Here is a 20,084-nt window from a genome sequence, read left to right as displayed (position 1 = left end):
TACTCCGTATTCGTGTTACCCTAAAAGAAACAGTCTATATTGGAGGAGTAAATATGAATACAGAATCCTTACGTAATGAAGTATTGGTTCCAGCGGTAGCAAAAACGTTGGACATTGCAGCTAAAGCAAAACCTACAAAAGAAGAACTTATCACAACGGCGAAAATCACCGCTGCTGTGACAGTTGCAACAGCTGTTGTATCCTTAGCGGTACAAGCAGTATTGCGCAACCGATAAGAAACTAAGAAAACGACATGGCGTTGCCTGTCGTTTTCTTTTACATTTATCCTGTTATTCCCCTAAATAAGGGGTTTTTCTTGGTGCAAGCAGGTTGTGTATTTATAAATTCGTAGACTGTATAATCGTTATATATTAGCGATGCATATTAATATGCAATTGATATACTGATATTAGAGGAGGCGATACGATGCATAGTCGCGATTTAATAGAGCAATATAAAGGCTACGTTCAAGATTGGCGTAGATATTTTCATAAACATCCAGAGCTTAGTAATGAAGAGTTTGAGACGACGAAGACCTTGGCTAAAGAGCTAGAATCTATGGGCGTAGAGGTTCATGTAGATACAGAACGTGGTATCGGCTTAATCGGCATTATCCATGGTGCTAAGCCTGGAAAGGCTATCGCGTTGCGCGCCGACATCGATGCACTGCCTGTTCATGAACATAATACAGTGGATTATAAATCTGAAGTAGAGGGTAAAATGCATGCTTGTGGTCATGATGGACATATGGCTATTTTGCTTGGTGCGGCTAAGATGTTAATGTCTATGAAAGACTGTATTGAAGGCGATGTGTATTTAGCATTCCAACCTGCGGAAGAAACTGGAGCAGGGGCTCCGGATTTTATTAAGTTTGGTGATTGGTATGATAAGGTAGATGCTATCTTTGGCGGGCATGTGTGGATCGATTTGCCAGCGGGCCTCATGTCTGTTGAGGAAGGCCCTCGTATGGCTGCAAGTAGCCAAATTACTATTAACGTAACAGGCAAACAAGGTCATGGTGCGCAGCCTCACCAAGCAGTCGACGCTATCGTGGTGGCTAGTGCCATCGTTATGAATTTACAAACCGTGGTTTCTCGCAATGTAAGTGCCCTTGATTCCGTAGTTGTTACGATTGGTAATATTCATTCTGGATCCGAATGGAATGTCATTCCAGGGGAAGCTTCCATGGGCGGTACAGTTCGCTTCTTTGATCCAAACCAAGAACAATACATTATAGATTCCATTCGTCGCATTGTGGAACACACTGCAGAGGCTTATGGTGCTACGGGTACATTAGAATATGTAAAAAAAGTGCCTCCTACTATTAATGATCCTGAATCCAGTGAACTTGCAGAACGTGTTGTTATTGATACATTGGGGAAAGACAAGCTTTTTAAGATGCGTAAAGTCATGCCAGGAGAAGACTTTGCTTGGTATTTACGAGATAAACCAGGCTGCTTTGCCTTTATTGGTATTCAAAACCCTAAAGTAGAAGCTACATACGATCATCATAATAATAGATTTAATATGGATGACTCTGTACTCTCTGCGGCGTCAGCAGTATATGCGGAATATGCTATACAGTGGTTGAAAGAGCATAAATAGAATTAATTTTAAAAATGAATTTTAACTTATTAAATGTAAAACTTAATGAGTTAATAATGTTTTATTAAGTAAATAACTCTTTTCAGGATGTCTAAAAAGACTTTATCTTAATTTCTCTAAGATAGAGTCTTTTTATGGTACAATGAAATTAATAAAAGAGGTGTTTTTTACTTATATTGTTTGTTGTAGTAGTTTTGTTAAAAGGATGCATTATGGAATAATTACAACCTATGTTATCCATATCAAATCATATAATTTGTTGCTCGTTCGTTATTAATATAGTGATTGTAGTTGATATTGGGGTTCTCTAATTATCTAAACGATAAGGTTATATTTTAACAATTTAGATGGAGAGGGGTTGATAGTATGTTTAAACGTTTTTTGCTTTTACTTGTTATGATGGCATCTTTTACTATGCCAGCAGAGGCTATTAGTCTTCAAGAATTACAGTCATTACCTAATTTTAAGTTAGTAACTTATGAGGAATATCCTTTAGAATCGAGTAATCATGTAGATAAGTTTTATTCATTTATTAATTTGGATTCGATTCATATTGTTGAGTATAATCCTCCAAAGTATGTATTGCAGGGGACCTCGTACATGGTATTTGATTACGAAAATAGTCCTTTTATCAGAGAGACTGAAATGACAGTTTATTATGATATCAATTATTCTCTAGCTAGCTTGATTCATTCTAATCGTGAGAAACAACAAAATTCATCGTTAGTTGATGTAATTTCGGCTGCTGAAAATCAATCTGGAATTGTTGCAAAGTTAAAATCCAGTGGTAAATACAAATTGAATGGAGAAAAGTGGCATATTGAAAACCGTTCTATTTTCACAGATGCGGAATGGATGGGACCAGTTGGCCGAAGCCGATATGATGAAAATACCTATAATAATGCAGATGCACTATTTAAGGCCATATATCTTCAAAATTTTGATGATATTCTAGTACCGTGAGGTGGACTATGAGACGCATATTTTTACTTTTACTATGGGTGTTACCATTCCTTATTTTGCCAATATCTAGTCACGCTATATCTCAAACTGAATTAAGAGATTCTTCTAAATATGTGCAGTTTAAGTCTATAAATGATTCTCGGACGTACTATGTTGATATGGAGTCTATTACTCCTATATCGGCTCCTGAAGGGCATAGACGTATTAATGTTATATTATATGCACTATCAGATAGGGCAGATTATATTACTACTATTAACATGGAATATGACTATCGACTAGAACGCTCTTTAGGTCAGCTCATCAGTCGACATGATGTATTACGTCATCAGGGGAGCAATAAGCCACTTATTTCCGTATGGCGTGATAAACGAGATAATATAGGTATTACTTGTCGTATTATCAATGTAAAGAGATACACTCTTTCGGGTGAAAGCCTTGTAGAACCATATGAAAAAAATGATGAATATGAAGATCTTGTTGAACTTAGATTTAAAGGTAGTCAATATAGCATACTCAATACAATGTATAAACAAGTGTACGGAATTAATTTTGATGATGAAATGTCGTCAAAACGACTTTGACAATTTTAATTTAATTTTAGATTTATATACCCCTCTTTACATTGTTCGTAAAGAGGGGTATTATATCTTTCATATCATATTTATAGTTAAAATGGTTTCCTGCAGGAATGCAAGTTAACGCACTCTAGCAGATACAAAGGACCTTTCTTCGCCGGACGGTTCTAGAAGCCAGAAAGGATGTAATGAACGATCAAGTTTCTATTTCAACAGCAAATATTCGTGGTGCTTTTGGGGCATTCTTTATCCCTGGTATGTACACAGCTTTATGGGCTGGTTTCGTACCATATTTAAAAGCAAAGCTTAGTATTGGTGAAGATGTATTAGGCTCCATGATTTTGTTGCTCGGTGTAGGTTCTTGTTTATCCATGGCTATAGCAGGTAAGCTTGTAGAAAGCTTTGGGTGTAAGAGAGTCGTTTTGTTAGCAAGCTTTATGGGTATGGTATCTCTTGCCATCGTTACTATGTGTCCTACTATTGCTACAACAACAGTAGCCCTGTTCTTTTTTGGTATTGGTGTAGGCCTTAGTGGTGCTTCTGCTAATTTACAAGCTATCCTAACGGAAAAGGTGAGCAAAAAACATTTGATGGGTGCCTATCACGGTGGCTGGAGCTTAGGTGGTTTTGCTGGTGCCGGTGTTTTACTTGTGCTTTTAAAAATCTTATCTTTTTCTGTTAATGAAAGTATTTGGGGGCTACTCATCGTATTATTTATTGCGATGGTCATAGTTAGCCAATTTATGTTGACCTTTGGTAGTGATCCAAATGCAAAGATTACTAAAAAGTCTAAAAGCCCATTGTCCTTCCATCCAATCGCTCTTATTTTTGGTCTATTGTCCTTTGTGTCTTACTTGGTAGAAGGTGCTGTAGGGGACTGGAGTGCATTATATTTATTTGAAGATAAAGGGATTGTTATTGAAGAGGCTGTTATGGGTGTAATGCTCTTTAATGGTACTATGTGCATAGGCCGTTTGCTTGGTAATAGATTAGGTAAACACTTAACATCTAAGCAAGTTGTTGTTGGTGGCTACTTACTTGGCTCTATTGCGATGGGGCTGATCGTATTCTTACCAGGACATGCCTCCATGTATACTTACTTATTATTGGGTATTTCATTAGCTATGATAGTACCAAACTTATTCTCTGCGATGGGGGAACAAAATGTTATTCCTATGACACAAGCGGTCGCAACATCCACAATGCTCGGTTATATGGGTATTTTGATGGGACCTGCCTTAATTGGTTTCATTGCGCACGGTACAAGTCTTACAGTAGCATTTATCGTATTGACTACATTGCTTGTTGTAAGTGCAGGTATTGGTAAATACGCATACCATTTAATGAGTAAAGACTGTGGTCTTAGCGAAGAAGAAATGTAATATATAATTATTAATTGAAAGAGCTATGATTCTAAGAATTGTAGCTCTTTCAATTAATAAAATAAAGCCACAGGTCAAAGACCTGTGGCTTTTACATGTATCGTTTATATTAGCGATCGCCGTTGAAGATAGAATTTTTAACAAGCACATAGTCTACTTTGCGGATTGCTTGTAGAGTTGTACCGCCAGCGTAAGAGATAGCGGATTGTAAATCTTGTTCCATTTCAGTTAATGTATCAAAGATAGAACCTTTGGAGTCGATGAAGATTTTTTTGCCTTCTACGTTTTTGCGCTCACCTTTTTGGAACTCAGAAGCGGAACCAAAGTATTCTTTTACAGCTTTGCCGTCAACGATTTTTTCTTCCCCTGGGGATTCTTCATGACCAGCAAATAGGGAGCCAATCATAACCATAGTAGCGCCAAAGCGAATAGATTTGGCGATGTCACCATGGTCACGGATACCACCGTCAGCTATGATAGGCTTAGTAGCTGCTTTTGCACACCAACGAACTGCAGCCAATTGCCAACCGCCAGTACCAAAGCCAGTTTTTAATTTAGTGATACATACTTTACCAGGACCGATACCTACTTTCGTAGCATCAGCACCAGCATTTTCAAGTTCACGAACTGCTTCTGGAGTACCAACATTACCAGCGATAATGAAAGTTTCAGGCAAGTTCTTTTTAATGTATTGAATCATTTCGATGACTGCATTGGAATGACCATGTGCAATATCAATAGTGATATATTCTGGGGTTAAGTTTGCTTTCTTGAATTCATCAACTAAGGCAAATTCTTCAGCTTTTACGCCGATAGAAATAGAAGAATATAAGTTAAGGTCGTGCATGCGTTTTACAAAGTCCATACGACGTTCTGGTTGGAAACGATGCATGATATAGAAATACCCTTCACGAGCTAATTTTTCAGCCAACTCTTCGTCGATGATAGTTTGCATATTAGCAGGTACTACTGGCAAGCGGAATGTGCGTTTACCTAATTTTACATGTGTATCACATTCGCTACGACTGGAGACAATACATTTATTAGGAATTAATTGCACGTCTTCATAATCAAAGATGTTAGTTGTATTAATCATAGTTTCTATATCTCCTTCGAGTATTACATATTGAACCTGTACCATTATACAAGAGACTCATAAAATTTTCAATACGTTCCGAATATTTTGTTTGGTGTAAGGGATAAACTGTAGTACAATACAAGTAGATTGTGTAAATAATATATTCATTTATAGATATATGGTAAAAGGAGGTTGATTAATGTGGAACAGTCTAAAATCCGTATGCTTGCTGAAGCTGGCGTAGCAATTGCCATTGCTCAAGTGTTGTCATTTATTACGATTTTCCATATGCCACAGGGGGGCTCTATTAAGGCGGCAGCATTGGTACCACTCATGATTTATGCGTATCGTTGGGGCGGAACACGAGGTATCTTCGCAGGTGTTGTATATGGTATATTACACTTTATTTTAGGCTTTAAATCATCTGTTCATTATTTAAGTATTATATTAGACTACCTGGTTGCTTACGGTGCTATTGGCGTTTGTGGTTATTTTAAAGATTCTCTTTCTGGTCTTATCGCTGGATCCATCGTAGGTATTGTATTGCGTTGGGGAGCATCTGTTACGAGCGGTGCTGTAGTCTTTGCTAGCTATGCTCCACAAGGGCAGAATCCTTGGGTTTATTCCATGATTTATAATGCATCCTATATGGTGCCAGATGGCCTTTTAAATATTGCAGTTTTACTATTCATCTATCAAGGTGTCAAACGAGGTTTACAACGTCGTGGATAAATTAGGTTTAATTATTTTGGCTGGAGGACTCAGTACTAGAATGGGGCAACCTAAAGCTTTGTTGCCTTGGATTAATGGTGAAAGTCTTATATCTCATGCACTTCGTAAGGGATTAGATGCAGATGTTCAAGATATTCTTATCTCTATCGGTGATGACGAGCAATTAGGACTTGCTATCCAGACTCATATTATAGATACATTATCGAACGATGAGAAAAATAAGGTTTCTATTGTTCGGGATTCTGTTGGGCGATGCGGACCTTTAGGCGGGCTGTATAGTACTCTAGCTGTTGGCACTAGTTCTGCTTATGCGGTAATGGCAGTAGATATGCCATTCATGGAAATGGATTTGTATTATGATTGGCTCTATCAAGTAGATCATAATGATTGGAATGCCATTGTCCCATATAGTGAAAGTGGTAAATCTGAGCCGATGGCGGGTATTTATAGGCCATATATTGCGTCCTTAATTCAATCTATTCTTGTTGGCGAAAATGTATCGTTGCATCATGCCCTCGATGTTATTGGTCATGTAGAATCTATTGATGCTACTGATTTTAGTTGGGAGCTAAGCAATATTAATCGATTTGAAGACTATCAATGGGCGCGAGCTTTAGCGGAAAATGAATTCCGCCGTGTACCTTTAATTAGTGTGGTCGCATCGAAACGTAAAACAGGTAAGACTACTGTTGTAACGCGCCTTGTGTATGAGTTACAAAATATCGGTTTATCGGTTGGTGTAGTAAAAAGCGATAAGCATGGCTTTCAGATGGATCATGAAGGAACAGATACAGACCTTGCCTATAAAGCTGGAGCTGATGCGGTTGCAATTGCAGGGCCTACTGAAACAGCGATTCGTATACGTACGAAAGAACAATCCAACTTGTATGAAATATCACAGTTTATGCCTGTAGATATAGTTATACTAGAAACGAGATCCCAAGGGATTGCCCCAATTATAGAGGTTACTCAAGAGGGATATACGGAAGAGCTGATCTCGGACCCAATGGACCGAGTGGCGACGATAGAAATTGGCAAATTGGATCAAGACGTACCTGAATTGGTACGCCACATACAGAAAATGATGAGGAGTTTAAATGGCCGTCGTTACTGTTGAGAAGGCTCTCCAATTATGGGATGAGGCCTTACAAACGCAAGTTCATAAAGTTGAAACGATTGCAGTTAAAGCTGCGAAGGGATACGTACTAGCAGAGGATATTATTGCGCCAACGGATGTACCTGCTTTTTCAAAATCTGCAATGGATGGGTATGCTATCGCCTATGAAGAAGGTCGTAATGAATATATCGTTGACGGCATCATTGGAGCTGGTGTTGTATGGAAACAGCCTGTAAAGCCTGGCCATGCAGTACGGATTATGACTGGTGCACCAGTACCAGATACATGTGATACCGTTATCATGCAGGAACAAGTAGTAGGCACAGGTGAACCGCATACATCGATTACAATTCAAGGTAAATATCGTTGTGGTGATCATATTATTCCACAAGGTGAAGAGTGTAATGTCGGTACTATTGTGATTCCGCACGGTACAGAGGTAACATCTACAGTACAAACCATTTTGACGGGACTTGGCATTATTGAGATCTCTGTTAATGCCATGCCTCGTGTATTAGTTCTTACCTCTGGTCATGAGGTTATTGAACCTGGTGAAAGCTTAACGCCTGGTAAAATTTACAACTCCAATCGAGCTATGATTTGTGGACTCTTAGAGGACTTAGGTTTTCACAAGATAACACATTATCATGTAAGTGATGCTCCAGAGGCGTTAGACTCTGAAATCAATCATGTTTTAAAACTTAGTGAAGAAGCAGATGTTATAATCAGTTCTGGTGGTGTATCGGTAGGTCTTTTTGATACGATGCCTCTTATTTATGAAAAATTGGGGGCAGAATCTATCTATGCCCGTATTCAAATGCGACCGGGTGCAGCATCCTATGGTGCGGTTACCCCGAAAGGTCAGATTATCTTTGGCTTGTCCGGTAATCCAGGGGCTGCTTTTAATGGATGGCATTTAATCGTAGCGCCTACCTTGAAGCGTTATAAAGGGTTGGCTAATTGGACGACTCCAGTGGTGGCTTGTGTAATGGATACAGAAATCTTCAAACGTAATGCCTTTGATCGCTATGTACAAGGAAAAGTGGTGTTCGGCGGTGGTGTACCACGCTTTGTGGCTAACCGTCATTTTAATAGTAGTAGCATGTTAGGGCTATATACTGTGAATGCGTTGGCATGTATTCCACGAGGAACTCATGAAGTACATCCTGGTGATACATTAAATGTGTATCTATTAGGCTTGCTGCCTGCAGTTTAGACCCTTTTGATTTTTAGACCCTTACTCTAAGGCATTAGATTTTTTAGAGTTATAGCGTTTTAGAGTTTTAGATACAAATATACTAGTTAAAAAACTATAATATTTATGCTAACCATAATGTAAAAAAGACGAGGTTTCTTAGGAGGCCTCGTCTTTGCGTTTATTCAAAACATTTCGTTTATCCAAAAATAATTTTAATTTTGTTACCAAAGATACTGAAATTAAATCTCAATTAAATTATAATAAAATTAAGGGAAGGATATTTTTTAGTTATATCAATTGGTTTTGATAAAATTGTTTTAATCTACTTTTTATTTACTTTTACTATTATATAGCTATATAAGGAGTGATTTCTATGAGTAAGACTTTCACAAAAAATATCCCAGTAAACGAAATTTTACATCTAGGTGAGCACCTAGAGTATAAAGAGGGGCAAGTGATTAGTATTACAATTGCTCAAAATGAGCGACTCAGCATTACACTATTTGCACTGCCTAAGGGGGAAGAAATCTCTACGCATGTAACGGTCGGGGATGCGATTGTACAAGTTCTCGATGGAGAAGCACATATCGTTGTTGGTGATACAGAGCATAATGTGAAGGCTGGTGAAACCTTGATCATGCCGTCTGAAGTGCCTCATAGTTTGGATGCACGAGAAAGTTTTAAGATGCTGTTGACCGTAGTTAAATAAATATATCATAATAAATGCATCCCTTGGATTAGGAAGGGATGCATTTTTATATGCTTTGAAAAATGAAACCGTTAAGATGTGCCTCATAATTAGTTGTACTCGGGAGAATGCTAGATGGATTACTTTCATTATACCTATAAACACAATCATATAGATTTCAATAGTGATATATATAAGGTTAGTACATATCATTACAACTGGCACAGTGGCGTTGAAGTCTTGATCTTGTTAAAGGGCAGAATTGACATGAGTTGTAATAGTGAGGTTTTTACAATGGAACCTCTTGATACCATTATTATTTCCCCTCAAGTGGGTCATGCTACGTTGGCGTTGGAAGAAGATACGACAGCTCTTGTTATTCATGTCGGAAAGGATTTCTTTCAGCAGTTTGATCCTAACTTTGGAATGTATCAATTTGTATTACGTTCTGATGAAAGTAATCGGTACAACTCTTTCTTTACCACATTGCGTCATCATGCGGCTATGATGATGTTATTGATGGTGAATGGTGAAAGTCCTACTAATCGATTAGATGTGGAGTATCATTATTTATCTTTAGTTAGCGATATATATAAAGAAATTAATAAGGTTAAATCTATTCATGTACATACAAAGCCTGTCGATATAACAGTAGCCACCTTCGATAAAATGATTGCTTATATAGATGAGAATTATCAGCAAAAAATTGAATTAGAAAATCTTGCAAAAATAGGTGGCTATAATGTGAACTATACATCACAATTTTTTAAACGCCAATTAGGTGTCTCCTTCCTTGAATATGTATTACGATTAAGATTGAGGGAGGCTACAGTTCGTTTAGTTAATTCTAATGATGCAGTTGCACATATTGCAAGTAGCTGTGGTTTTGCGGATATTAAAGCTTTTAATGTAGCTTTTAAAAAACATTTCCATACCACGCCATCTGAATATCGTAAGCAAGCAAACGAAATAGGACGTAAAACAAAATTACATGATTGGAAGGAAATTATATCAACACAAGAACAGGATATTATAGAGATACTACAATCTTGTTTACCATATCAAGATGATTCTACTAATAAGATTAGATTAGAAGTGGCTAATCAAAAGTTAAATGACGTTAGAGAACAACTTGAGATGGTTGTAAAAAAATTACAAGATTAACTGATATTGTTATATACCATTGTAACTGATTATAGTTGCATATTTTTGAGATTAAATTTGAGCGGATATACAATCATTAGGTTTAGGTGATTTTGTATATTTGTTAATCCTATTAAAATATATGGTGAAAGAGCACTACGATCCGATGGTAGTGCTCTTTTTTTGTACAATCATATAGGTGAAATTGTATTTTTTTTATGGGTTAAAAGAGAATAATTAAGGAAATTTTGTATGTGTTTAACAGACTTTTACCATTGAAAATGAACTTGTAAATTGGATAGTTATATCCTAAAAAAAGAGTACAATGAAATCATCGAAAGGAGCTAAGGTTTCGAAACATAAATAATCACGTCTTAAATAATGAAGTCCATTTGGAGGTTTACGATGAGTACGAAGGAACAACAAGTACAAGAAATGACTAATAAGATAGCTAATTTCATTTCTTATATGGCAAAGGTATTGCCTGATGATGTACAAGAAAAGATTCATGAATTAGCACAGGATGAAAAAAATCCTATGGCCAAATCTATTTATGAAACAATGCAATATAATATGGATTTAGCAGCTCAGCTTAATCGTCCTTCTTGTCAAGATACAGGTGTCTTACAATTTTGGGTAAAGGTTGGATCTAATTATCCCTTAATAGGCGAATTAGAAGATATTCTAAGGGAAGCAACTTATAAGGCTACACAAGAGGCTCCATTACGATTGAACTGTGTAGAAACTTTTGATGAGTTTAATACTGGTAAAAATATTGGCCTCACTGCACCTTATATTCACTGGGATATCATTCCTGGTCGCGATGATGTAGAAATCTTCCCTTATATGGCTGGTGGCGGGTGTTCCTTGCCAGGGTCAGGTAAAACATTGATGCCAGGCGAAGGCTATGAAGGTGTTGCTAAGTTTGTTCTTGATTTGATGACAAGCTATGGATTGAATGCGTGTCCTCCACTATTGGTAGGTGTAGGGATTGCTACAACTATTGATACCGCTGCGGGATTATCTAAAAAGGCATTAATGCGTCCTGTATCTTCAAAAGCACCTAATGAAAAAGCGGCTTACATGGAACAATTATTAGAGGATGGCATAAATAAAATTGGTATTGGACCTCAAGGTATGGGTGGGGATAAAACTGTATTAGGTGTGAATATTGAACATGGTACACGTCATCCATCTGTTATTTCTTGTGCTGTTAGTGTAGGTTGTTGGAATCATCGCCGCGGCGATCTCGTCTTTGACAAGGATGGTAATTGCACAGTTAAATCTCATAAAGGAGTGACATTATAATGGCTAAGAAAATATTAACTACACCAATTCAAAAATCTGATTTAGAAGGCATTAAGCCAGGTGATGTGATTTATTTGACTGGGCATATTACAACTAGTCGTGATATGGGCCATCGTCGTGTGGTAGAAGAAGGTAAAACGCTACCAGTTGATGTTAAAGATGGGGCTATACTTCATGCAGGACCAATTATTCGCACTATAAGCGATAATGAATTTGAAGTTGTATCTGTAGGTCCTACTACATCTATGCGTATGGAAAAATTCGAATATGAATTTGTTAAAAAGACGGGGGTACGTCTCATTGTAGGTAAAGGCGGTATGGGTCCTGAAACAGCACGTGCCTGCAAAGATTTTGGTGCACTACACTGTGTATTCCCTGCAGGCAATGCCGTACTTGCAGCTACAGAAGTCGAAAAAGTAGAATCTGCTAATTGGCGTGAATTAGGTATGTGTGAGACTTTGTGGACTTTTAAGGTTAAAGAATTCGGTCCGCTTATCGTATCCATTGATGCAAACGGCAATAACTACTTTGAAAATAAAAAAGTAGAATACAATGCGAAAAAAGAAGAAGTGTTAGAAGAAATCTATAAATATGTAGGCTTCATTAAATAATTGCATTGTGACATGTAACTAAATAGGAGGATTATACGGATTTTGTACAATCCTCCTTTTTTGTACCCTTTTTTAGGTATATTACACGTATTGGGAGGTATATATGGATACGAGTGTAATGATAACTCTTGGCTTCTTGGTATTTGCCATCGTCATGTTTGCGTGGGAGAAAATCCCTTTGTCTATTACCGCTATGGTTGTAGCGGTAGGCCTACACTTAAGTGGGGTATTATCCGCTAAAGAAGCGTTCGCAGGTTTTGTGGATCCAAACGTCTTACTATTTATGGGCATGTTTGTAATTGGTGAAGCTTTCTTTGCAACAGGTGTCGCTGTAGGTGTAGGTAATGTAGTTCATAAGTTTGCTAAAACTGAAACATCCTTGCTCGTTGCAGTTATGATGATTACAGGTGTTTTATCTGGCTTCTTATCTAATACTGGTACAGCTGCTGTACTGATTCCTGTAATTATCGGTATTTGTAAAAAGAGTGGTTTTAAACAAACTAAGTTATTGATGCCTCTCGTATTTGCGGCAGCCATGGGTGGTAATATCTCACTTATCGGTGCTCCTGGTAACATGATTGCTCAAGCAGGATTACAACAAGCAGGCTTAGGTTCTTTTAATTTCTTTGATTATGGTTTAGTAGGCTTACCAATCCTTATCGTAGGTACTATATTCTATGCTACAATTGGTAAACGTTTCTTACCAGATGCTCCAAGCCACCAACCAGATGGTGCTTTTGAAGGTAATGATGATTATAGTCATGTGCCATCTTGGAAGAAATGGACTGCTGCGATTATATTGATTCTGACAGTCGTTGCTATGATTTTTGAAAAACAATTAGGTGTAAAACTTTATGTAAGTGCTTGGATAGGTGCGCTTGTTTTAGTAGCTACTAATGTTATTAGCAAAACGGCAGCTGTTAAATCTATCGACATGAAAACAATTATGCTATTTGCTGGTTCTATGGCTCTCGGTGATGCAATGGTAAAAACTGGTACTGGTAGTGTAATTGCTGACATTATCGTTAATAGTCTTGGTGCAAGCCCATCTCCAATCGTTGTGTTAGTAGTAATTTTTGTGCTTGGTGTGTTTATGACAAACTTTATGTCTAATACAGCTACTTGTGCTTTACTAGTTCCTATCGGTCTTAGCCTAGCATCTCAACTTGGCTTCGATCCTAAAGCAGTTCTTGCAGCTATCGTAATTGCAAGCTCCTTGGCATATGCAACACCAATTGGTATGCCTGCCAACACTATGGTATACAACATAGCTGGCTATAGCTTCATGGATTATGTGAAAGCTGGTTTACCACTTATCGTTGTATCTAGTATCGTAGCACTTATTTTACTTCCAATCCTATTCCCATTCTAATAAGATAAGTATTTGGTATATATTGAAAGCCCTGATGTATATTTACGTCAGGGCCTTTTCTTGCTTACCTGCATATATTGTGCTTGTTTTGTTATATATTAGATAGATTACTAAATTTGTTAGACATAAGTATTAGACATTAGAGAAACTTTCACATATAATAGAGTAATGTAAGTGTACAAATATACATTCACAGTAGACATATATTACAAAATGTATACGTCTATCTAATAATTGTTATATAGGTTTATGTGGCCATGGTGCCGAGGAGGCTTTATGTTAAGCGATATTGAGATTGCCCAACAGAATACAATGGAGAAGATTCAGGTTATTGCTGATAAATGTGGTTTAACACCTGATGATATTGAACAATATGGTCATTATAAAGCGAAAATTTCTTTTGATGCCATTCGCCGTTTAGAATCCAAGCCAGATGGTAAGTTGGTGCTAGTCACAGCGATTACGCCAACACCAGCTGGGGAAGGTAAGTCTACAACGAGCATTGGTCTCGTACAAGGCTTACAAAAAATTGGTAAAAATGCTATCGCTACATTACGTGAGCCATCCTTAGGACCTGTTTTTGGGATTAAAGGTGGAGCAGCAGGTGGTGGTTATGCTCAAGTTGTACCTATGGATGATATCAATCTTCACTTTACAGGTGATATGCATGCTATTACAGCGGCTAATAATTTATTATCCGCTATGATCGATAATCACATCCATCAAGGCAATGAATTGCAAATTGATTTGCGTCAATTATCATGGACTCGTGTTCTAGATATGAATGACCGTGCTCTTCGCAATGTTACAGTTGCACTCGGTGGCAAAGTATGTGGATTCCCTCGGGAAGATCATTTTATGATTACTGTTGCTTCTGAAATCATGGCTATTCTTTGCCTCGCTAAGGATTTAGAAGATTTGAAAGCACGGTTTGGCCGCATTGTTATCGGTTGTAACTTAGCAGGTAATCCTGTTTATGTTCATCAACTTGGTTGCCAAGGTGCGATGGCTCTCCTTATGAAAGATGCTATCAAGCCGAATCTTGTACAGACATTGGAACATACACCAGCTATTGTTCATGGTGGTCCATTCGCCAATATTGCTCATGGTTGTAACTCCATTGTAGCTACAAAACTAGGACTTAAGATTGGTGATATCGTAGTTACGGAAGCGGGCTTTGGCGCTGACTTGGGTGCTGAAAAGTTCCTTGATATTAAATGCCGATATGGCGATATTTTCCCTGATGCAATCGTCATCGTAGCTACATTACGAGCTCTTAAAATGCATGGTGGTGTACCAAAACAAGAGTTGAATACAGAAAATGTTGAAGCCGTGACTAAAGGTTTCAGCAACTTACAAAAAGCAATTGAAAACATGTGTTATTTCAATGTGCCTGTATTAGTGGCAATCAATAAATTTGCTAGCGATACAGATGCAGAAATTGCTGAGTTGACTCGCCTATGTGATGAGTTTGGCGTGCCTGTAGAGCTTAATGAATGTTGGGAAAAGGGCGGCGAAGGCGGCACTGATATGGCGAAAAAAGTCGTAGAGTTACTTGAAGGTCCTAAGCCAACACCTAAATTCGTATATGATTTGGAAGATAGTTTAGAGGATAAAGTTAATAAAATCGTTAAAACTATTTATGGTGGCGATGGAGTTATCTTTACGGACAAAGCCAAAAAGCAAATTAAACAATTAGCGGATTGGGGACTTGATCGTTTGCCTGTATGTATGGCGAAAACGCAATACTCCTTATCCGATAATCCAGCTCTTTTAGGCGCTCCAACAGGCTTTACAATTACTGTATCTGATATTCGTGTTGCTAATGGGGCAGGCTTTATCGTGTGTCGTACAGGTGACGTAATGGTCATGCCAGGCCTTCCTAAACGTCCTGCTGCTCTTAATATGGATATCGAAGCAGACGGCACAATTAAAGGCTTGTTCTAATAGAAAGTGTTTTTACATGAGGCTATGTTATGAAATTAGTAGAACAACGGGTAATAGATTTTGTGGCTGCTACTGCATCGAAAGAGCCGACACCAGGTGGTGGTGCTATTGCGGCACTAACTGCCGCAACGGGGGCGGCTTTAGCAGAAATGGTAGCAAACCTAACAGTTGGTAAAAAGGGCTATGAAGCGGTTCAGCCTGAAATGAAGGCGCTTCAGGTTAAAGCGGAAGAGATTCGCAATCGTATGCTTGAATTATCTCAAGCTGATGCGGATGTGTTTAACATCTTTATGAAGGCATTGGGTCTGCCAAAGAACACAGATGAGGAAAAAGCTATACGCACAGAGGCTATTCAGCAAGCTTACAAAGATGCGGCTATGGTACCTTTTGAAATTGGAGGATTAGCGAATCAAATATTTGATTTAGCAGAACTAGCCTCTCGTAAGGGTAATCAAAACCTTATTACAGATGGTATTATTGCTGCCATTAATGCGCGTGCTGCGGTGAAATCGGCTTTTTTGAATGTGCGTATTAATTTATCTGGTATTAAAGATGAAAGTTTTGTAGCAGAACTAACATCTAAGATGTATGCCATTGAAAAAGATCTTGATGTTAAAGAGTCGTCTATCATAGGGTTATATGAATAATAAGAGATTATAATATAAATCGAATAATATAACCGAGCAAACTATAAAAGTTCGGGAAATAATATAAAGAGAGCCTATTAATACGTATAAAATAATAGACTCTCTTTTTTTATTGTTATAATCCGAACGATAGTGTAAAATAAATGGGTGATATTTCGAGGTTTTATGTAGGAGACATTATGACAGATCAGAACCAAATAAATACAGTCGATAGTATGTTGCCCATACCACAGCTCTTTGCCTTTGGTTTACAGCATGTACTTGCCATGTATGCTGGAGCTGTTGCGGTACCGATTATCGTGGCACAGGCGATGAATTTACCGGTGGAGGACTTGATTCGACTTATTACAGCAGACTTGTTTACCTGTGGCATTGCGACCTTAATTCAAACATTAGGCTTCGGTAATATAGGTGGGCGCATCCCTATGATCCAAGGTGTTACCTTTGCATCTGTCGGACCTATGACTATGATTGGGGCACAGCATGGTATGACTGCCATTTACGGCGCCATTATTGTAGCAGGTTTATTTACCTTTCTAGTAGCTCCATTCTTTAGTCGTCTAATTCGACTGTTCCCCCCCTGTTGTAACGGGAACCATAATTACTCTTATTGGGATTAACTTAATGCCAGTTGCCATTAATTGGATGGGGGGCGGCGTAGGAAATCCAGAATTTGGAAGCTATACAAACATAGGACTTGGGTTTCTTACGTTCTTAATTGTTGTATTTGTATACAAGTTTGCTAAAGGTTTCTTAAGTAATCTTTCTGTATTAATCGGTTTAATCGCAGGCACAGCAATTGCCTTTGCAATGGGCGTTGCTAATTTTGACGAAGTTGGTCGTTCTCAATGGGTTGCTTTCATTGAACCATTCTATTTTGGTTTGCCAACCTTTGACTGGGCTTCTGTACTATCTATGATTATCGTCATGCTCGTTGTCATGGTAGAGACTACAGGTGATAGTATTGCTATTGGTGAAATTGTGGATAAGCCAATAGGTCGAAAAGAATTGGCTTCTGTTATTCGTGCCGATGGTATTTCTACTTTAATAGGGGGAATTCTTAATAGTTTCCCATATACAGCCTTTGCTCAAAATGTAGGACTTATTGCGGTTACAGGTGTTAAAAGTCGCTTTGTAGTAGCTGCATCTGGAGTAATCTTAATTTTGTTAGGATTATTCCCTAAATTAGCTGCTATAGTTGCTAGCATTCCAAATGCAGTGCTCGGTGGTGCTGGCATTGCTATGTTTGGCATGATTGTTGCCAGTGGTATTCGCTCTCTTGGTAAGGTTAGCTTTGATGGTAATCATAACTTGATGCTTGTGGCGATTAGTATTGGAGTGGCTATGATCCCTATTGCGGCGCCGAACTTTTATGCTAATTTCCCTGATTGGGCACAAATTATATTAAAATCTGGCATTACCTTTGGTAGTATTATGGCAATCTTGCTTAATTTATTACTAAATGGTGTTAATAAAGGTGACGAAATTAAAGAAATGGGTCGCCGATAATAATAACTAGATGAGAACTCTACCTCTTTCGGTAGAGTTTTTTTAGTGAATAAAATCACAGGAAAAACATTAGAATATTATGCTATAATATATAGATAATTGTAGAACTATTTTGTGATGCTTTCATAAAATAGAAATATTAATTTGTATTTACAATTAAGTGTTTATAAAAGTTATGTATATGGAATGTTCCCATAAGAAGGGAAGGACTACGTGGCAGACGGAAAAATTATTGCTATCTCCATAAGTGAGAGAAAAGGGCAAAAAAAACATAATATTGAATCCGCCAATCTCATTGTTGATCATGGGATGGAGGGAGATGCTCATGCAGGAAATTGGCATCGCCAAATCAGCTTGCTTGGTATTGCGAGTATTGATCACATGAGGGCACAAGGTGCAGATGTCAAACCTGGTGATTTCGCTGAAAACATTACAGTAGAAGGCATGGTTCTTTATGAATTAGCTGTAGGGACTCACTTACAAGTAGGTGATGATGTGATTCTTGAAATTACTCAAATTGGCAAGGAATGTCATCAAGGTTGTGAAATTATGAAACAAGTTGGTTCGTGCATTATGCCTACACAAGGTATCTTTGGTAAGGTTCTTAAAACTGGTATGATTCATGTAGGTGATGAAGTATCTATTATTAAATAATTTCGTATTAGTAAATGAGGTGTGTTATGAAAGACGCATGGGGTCGTACAATTGAATATGTACGTCTGTCGTTGACAGATGCGTGTAATTTTTGTTGTCCCTACTGCCGACCTGCAGAAATTACTCCTCAAAGTCAAACACAACTATTATCTGTTGATGAATGGATGAATATATTAGGGGCCTTCCATCATATTGGTGTGAAGGCAGTACGCCTCACAGGCGGTGAGCCTTTGCTCTATCCACATATCGAAGAGTTACTAGGTCGCATTAAAGAAACAGGTTGGTTTGAAGATATTTCTATGACTACCAATGGTAGTTTATTAGCCTCACGAGCGCAACGGTTAAAAAAACTTGGCTTGAATCGTGTGAATATTAGTTTGGACTCTCTTGAAACTGAAGCTTTTGCCACCTGTGTTGGTAAAGAGGGGCAGTTGGAGTCTGTTCTCGACGGTATACGTAGTGCTATTAATGCTAACTTTAAATCCGTTAAGATTAATACGGTTTTATCTCGTTATTGGTCCGATGATGAAGTTAAATCTTTATTACAATATGTTGAAAAATGGCCTGTTGTTTGGCGGTTTATTGAATACATGCCGTTCCAAGGTGATGCCTTTCATGGGCCTACCTTTGATGAATGGAAGGAACAATTAGAACGCGTTAGTGGCGGATCTCTCACAGAGGTTCATTCTATTTATGGCTTTGGTCCAGCTACATATTTGGCACTACCTAGTGGTAAGGCTGTAGGCTTTATTTTTTCTATGTCTCATAGCTATTGTGATACATGCAATCGTGTGCGCCTTACATCTGATGGTCAAATGCGATTGTGCTTGTTGCGAGATGATGAGGCTGACCTTGTATCGCTCGTGCGCAATGGTGCCTCAGAAGAGGCTTTAGCCAAGCATATCGAACGTGCTTTGCAACGAAAACAAGAACGACATGATGGTATAGGCATGGAGCAACCAGAACGACCAATGTGGCGAATCGGAGGGTAGTATGGGATTTCTTGATTTTTTAAAGCCTAGATCAAAGGAGAATGTTGAATCATGCTGGCCGGGAGGCAAGATGCTTCAAGTCCATATAGAATACAATACACAAGAAACCGTATTTACTTATTTTGGTCGTTATGGTTTACAATTTAGCGTTCCTAAGTCTAATTTGACGAATGTTATTGTAAAAGAAGTAAGTCGCACTCATAGTGTGCTTCAACTATATAGTGGTGAAAACTGCGTAGGGACTAGTGATCTACTCCCTACTGAGGCCTGTAATATTATGAAGGACTGGGTATTACAATATTAATAATATGAATGTTGATATTTTATAGGAGTGTAATAAATTTTCTTTACATTCCTATAAAATAAGCATATAATTATTCATGTCATGGACCACTAGCTCAGCTGGCAGAGCACCTGACTCTTAATCAGGGTGTCCAGGGTTCGAACCCCTGGTGGTCCACCAAAGTAAAGAACTCACATTTTATGTGAGTTCTTTTTTTTGTGTAAATATTTTCCTTTTAGCTTTTTATATATCTTGAATTGCAATAAGTAATGCGACA

The 20,084-nt window shown here is 38.0% G+C and carries 19 protein-coding genes, 1 tRNA gene and 1 pseudogene; 20 read left to right on the top strand and 1 reads right to left on the bottom strand.

Annotation, left to right across the window (positions count from 1 at the left end; translation table 11 throughout):
• Window positions 1-53: 53 nt before the first annotated feature.
• From HMPREF1865_RS06685 to HMPREF1865_RS06665, 5 genes are all read left to right on the top strand, one after another.
• Window positions 54-236 (top strand): hypothetical protein, encoded by a 183-nt coding sequence (locus HMPREF1865_RS06685; protein ID WP_008714368.1) that lies wholly within the window; start codon window positions 54-56, stop codon window positions 234-236.
• Between the two features lie 190 nt (window positions 237-426).
• Complete coding sequence (locus tag HMPREF1865_RS06680; RefSeq protein ID WP_060919624.1) at window positions 427-1,605, top strand: M20 metallopeptidase family protein; 1,179 nt, start codon at window positions 427-429, stop codon at window positions 1,603-1,605.
• 366 nt (window positions 1,606-1,971) lie between these two features.
• Entirely contained in the window at window positions 1,972-2,568 is a 597-nt protein-coding gene (locus HMPREF1865_RS06675; RefSeq protein ID WP_060919623.1) for a hypothetical protein, read from the top strand.
• An 8-nt stretch (window positions 2,569-2,576) separates the two neighbouring features.
• Complete coding sequence (locus HMPREF1865_RS06670) at window positions 2,577-3,152, top strand: hypothetical protein (protein WP_060919622.1); 576 nt, start codon at window positions 2,577-2,579, stop codon at window positions 3,150-3,152.
• A 182-nt stretch (window positions 3,153-3,334) separates the two neighbouring features.
• Window positions 3,335-4,528 (top strand): MFS transporter, encoded by a 1,194-nt coding sequence (locus HMPREF1865_RS06665; RefSeq protein ID WP_060919621.1) that lies wholly within the window; start codon window positions 3,335-3,337, stop codon window positions 4,526-4,528.
• A gap of 109 nt (window positions 4,529-4,637) precedes the next feature.
• On the opposite strand, the gene HMPREF1865_RS06660 is transcribed toward HMPREF1865_RS06665, so the two are convergent.
• Complete coding sequence (locus HMPREF1865_RS06660; RefSeq protein ID WP_004696596.1) at window positions 4,638-5,624, bottom strand: GMP reductase; 987 nt, start codon at window positions 5,622-5,624, stop codon at window positions 4,638-4,640.
• A gap of 183 nt (window positions 5,625-5,807) precedes the next feature.
• Between HMPREF1865_RS06660 and thiT the strand changes: the two genes are divergently transcribed.
• The 15 genes and pseudogenes from thiT (at window position 5,808) to HMPREF1865_RS06585 (ending at window position 19,987) form a co-directional block, all read left to right on the top strand.
• Window positions 5,808-6,338: an energy-coupled thiamine transporter ThiT gene (gene thiT / locus HMPREF1865_RS06655; protein WP_060919620.1), complete on the top strand. Its 531-nt coding sequence runs from the start codon at window positions 5,808-5,810 to the stop codon at window positions 6,336-6,338.
• Window positions 6,331-7,455: a molybdopterin-guanine dinucleotide biosynthesis protein B gene (gene mobB / locus HMPREF1865_RS06650; protein WP_060919619.1), complete on the top strand. Its 1,125-nt coding sequence runs from the start codon at window positions 6,331-6,333 to the stop codon at window positions 7,453-7,455. Before thiT ends, mobB begins: the two co-directional genes overlap by 8 nt.
• The gene (locus HMPREF1865_RS06645; RefSeq protein ID WP_060919618.1) at window positions 7,436-8,671 is read left to right on the top strand and encodes a molybdopterin molybdotransferase MoeA; all 1,236 of its coding nucleotides are present in this window, start codon (window positions 7,436-7,438) and stop codon (window positions 8,669-8,671) included. The genes mobB and HMPREF1865_RS06645 overlap by 20 nt, the downstream gene beginning before the upstream one ends.
• A 355-nt stretch (window positions 8,672-9,026) precedes the next feature.
• Window positions 9,027-9,362, top strand: a complete 336-nt coding sequence (locus tag HMPREF1865_RS06640; protein WP_060919617.1) for a cupin domain-containing protein — start codon at window positions 9,027-9,029, stop codon at window positions 9,360-9,362.
• Between the two features lie 114 nt (window positions 9,363-9,476).
• Window positions 9,477-10,505, top strand: a complete 1,029-nt coding sequence (locus HMPREF1865_RS06635) for an AraC family transcriptional regulator (RefSeq protein ID WP_060919616.1) — start codon at window positions 9,477-9,479, stop codon at window positions 10,503-10,505.
• Window positions 10,506-10,889: 384 nt separating this feature from the next.
• Window positions 10,890-11,792, top strand: coding sequence for a L(+)-tartrate dehydratase subunit alpha (ttdA, locus tag HMPREF1865_RS06630; protein WP_060919615.1), 903 nt, complete (start codon window positions 10,890-10,892; stop codon window positions 11,790-11,792).
• Window positions 11,792-12,403, top strand: a complete 612-nt coding sequence (ttdB, locus tag HMPREF1865_RS06625; protein ID WP_060919614.1) for a L(+)-tartrate dehydratase subunit beta — start codon at window positions 11,792-11,794, stop codon at window positions 12,401-12,403. Before ttdA ends, ttdB begins: the two co-directional genes overlap by 1 nt.
• A 103-nt stretch (window positions 12,404-12,506) precedes the next feature.
• Window positions 12,507-13,775, top strand: coding sequence for an SLC13 family permease (locus HMPREF1865_RS06620; RefSeq protein WP_060919613.1), 1,269 nt, complete (start codon window positions 12,507-12,509; stop codon window positions 13,773-13,775).
• Window positions 13,776-14,051: 276 nt separating this feature from the next.
• The gene (locus HMPREF1865_RS06615; protein WP_060919612.1) at window positions 14,052-15,722 is read left to right on the top strand and encodes a formate--tetrahydrofolate ligase; all 1,671 of its coding nucleotides are present in this window, start codon (window positions 14,052-14,054) and stop codon (window positions 15,720-15,722) included.
• Window positions 15,723-15,751: 29 nt separating this feature from the next.
• Window positions 15,752-16,369, top strand: a complete 618-nt coding sequence (locus tag HMPREF1865_RS06610) for a cyclodeaminase/cyclohydrolase family protein (protein ID WP_060919611.1) — start codon at window positions 15,752-15,754, stop codon at window positions 16,367-16,369.
• A gap of 179 nt (window positions 16,370-16,548) precedes the next feature.
• Window positions 16,549-17,878, top strand: a pseudogene (locus HMPREF1865_RS06605) (nucleobase:cation symporter-2 family protein).
• A gap of 213 nt (window positions 17,879-18,091) precedes the next feature.
• Window positions 18,092-18,532, top strand: coding sequence for an MOSC domain-containing protein (locus HMPREF1865_RS06600; RefSeq protein ID WP_004698555.1), 441 nt, complete (start codon window positions 18,092-18,094; stop codon window positions 18,530-18,532).
• Between the two features lie 26 nt (window positions 18,533-18,558).
• Window positions 18,559-19,524 carry a GTP 3',8-cyclase MoaA gene (moaA, locus tag HMPREF1865_RS06595; RefSeq protein ID WP_060919610.1) on the top strand — a complete coding sequence of 322 codons (966 nt, stop codon included), beginning with the start codon at window positions 18,559-18,561 and terminating at the stop codon, window positions 19,522-19,524.
• 70 nt (window positions 19,525-19,594) lie between these two features.
• Window positions 19,595-19,828, top strand: a complete 234-nt coding sequence (locus HMPREF1865_RS06590) for a hypothetical protein (protein WP_021148387.1) — start codon at window positions 19,595-19,597, stop codon at window positions 19,826-19,828.
• Window positions 19,829-19,911: 83 nt separating this feature from the next.
• A tRNA-Lys gene (locus HMPREF1865_RS06585) sits at window positions 19,912-19,987 on the top strand.
• Window positions 19,988-20,084 lie beyond the last annotated feature (97 nt).

The sequence above is a fragment of the Veillonella parvula genome, assembly GCF_001553335.1.
In the GTDB taxonomy this organism is placed as follows: domain Bacteria; phylum Bacillota; class Negativicutes; order Veillonellales; family Veillonellaceae; genus Veillonella; species Veillonella parvula_S.
Note: the sequence above shows the minus strand (reverse complement) of the source record. Positions and strands in the feature narration are given on the sequence as shown.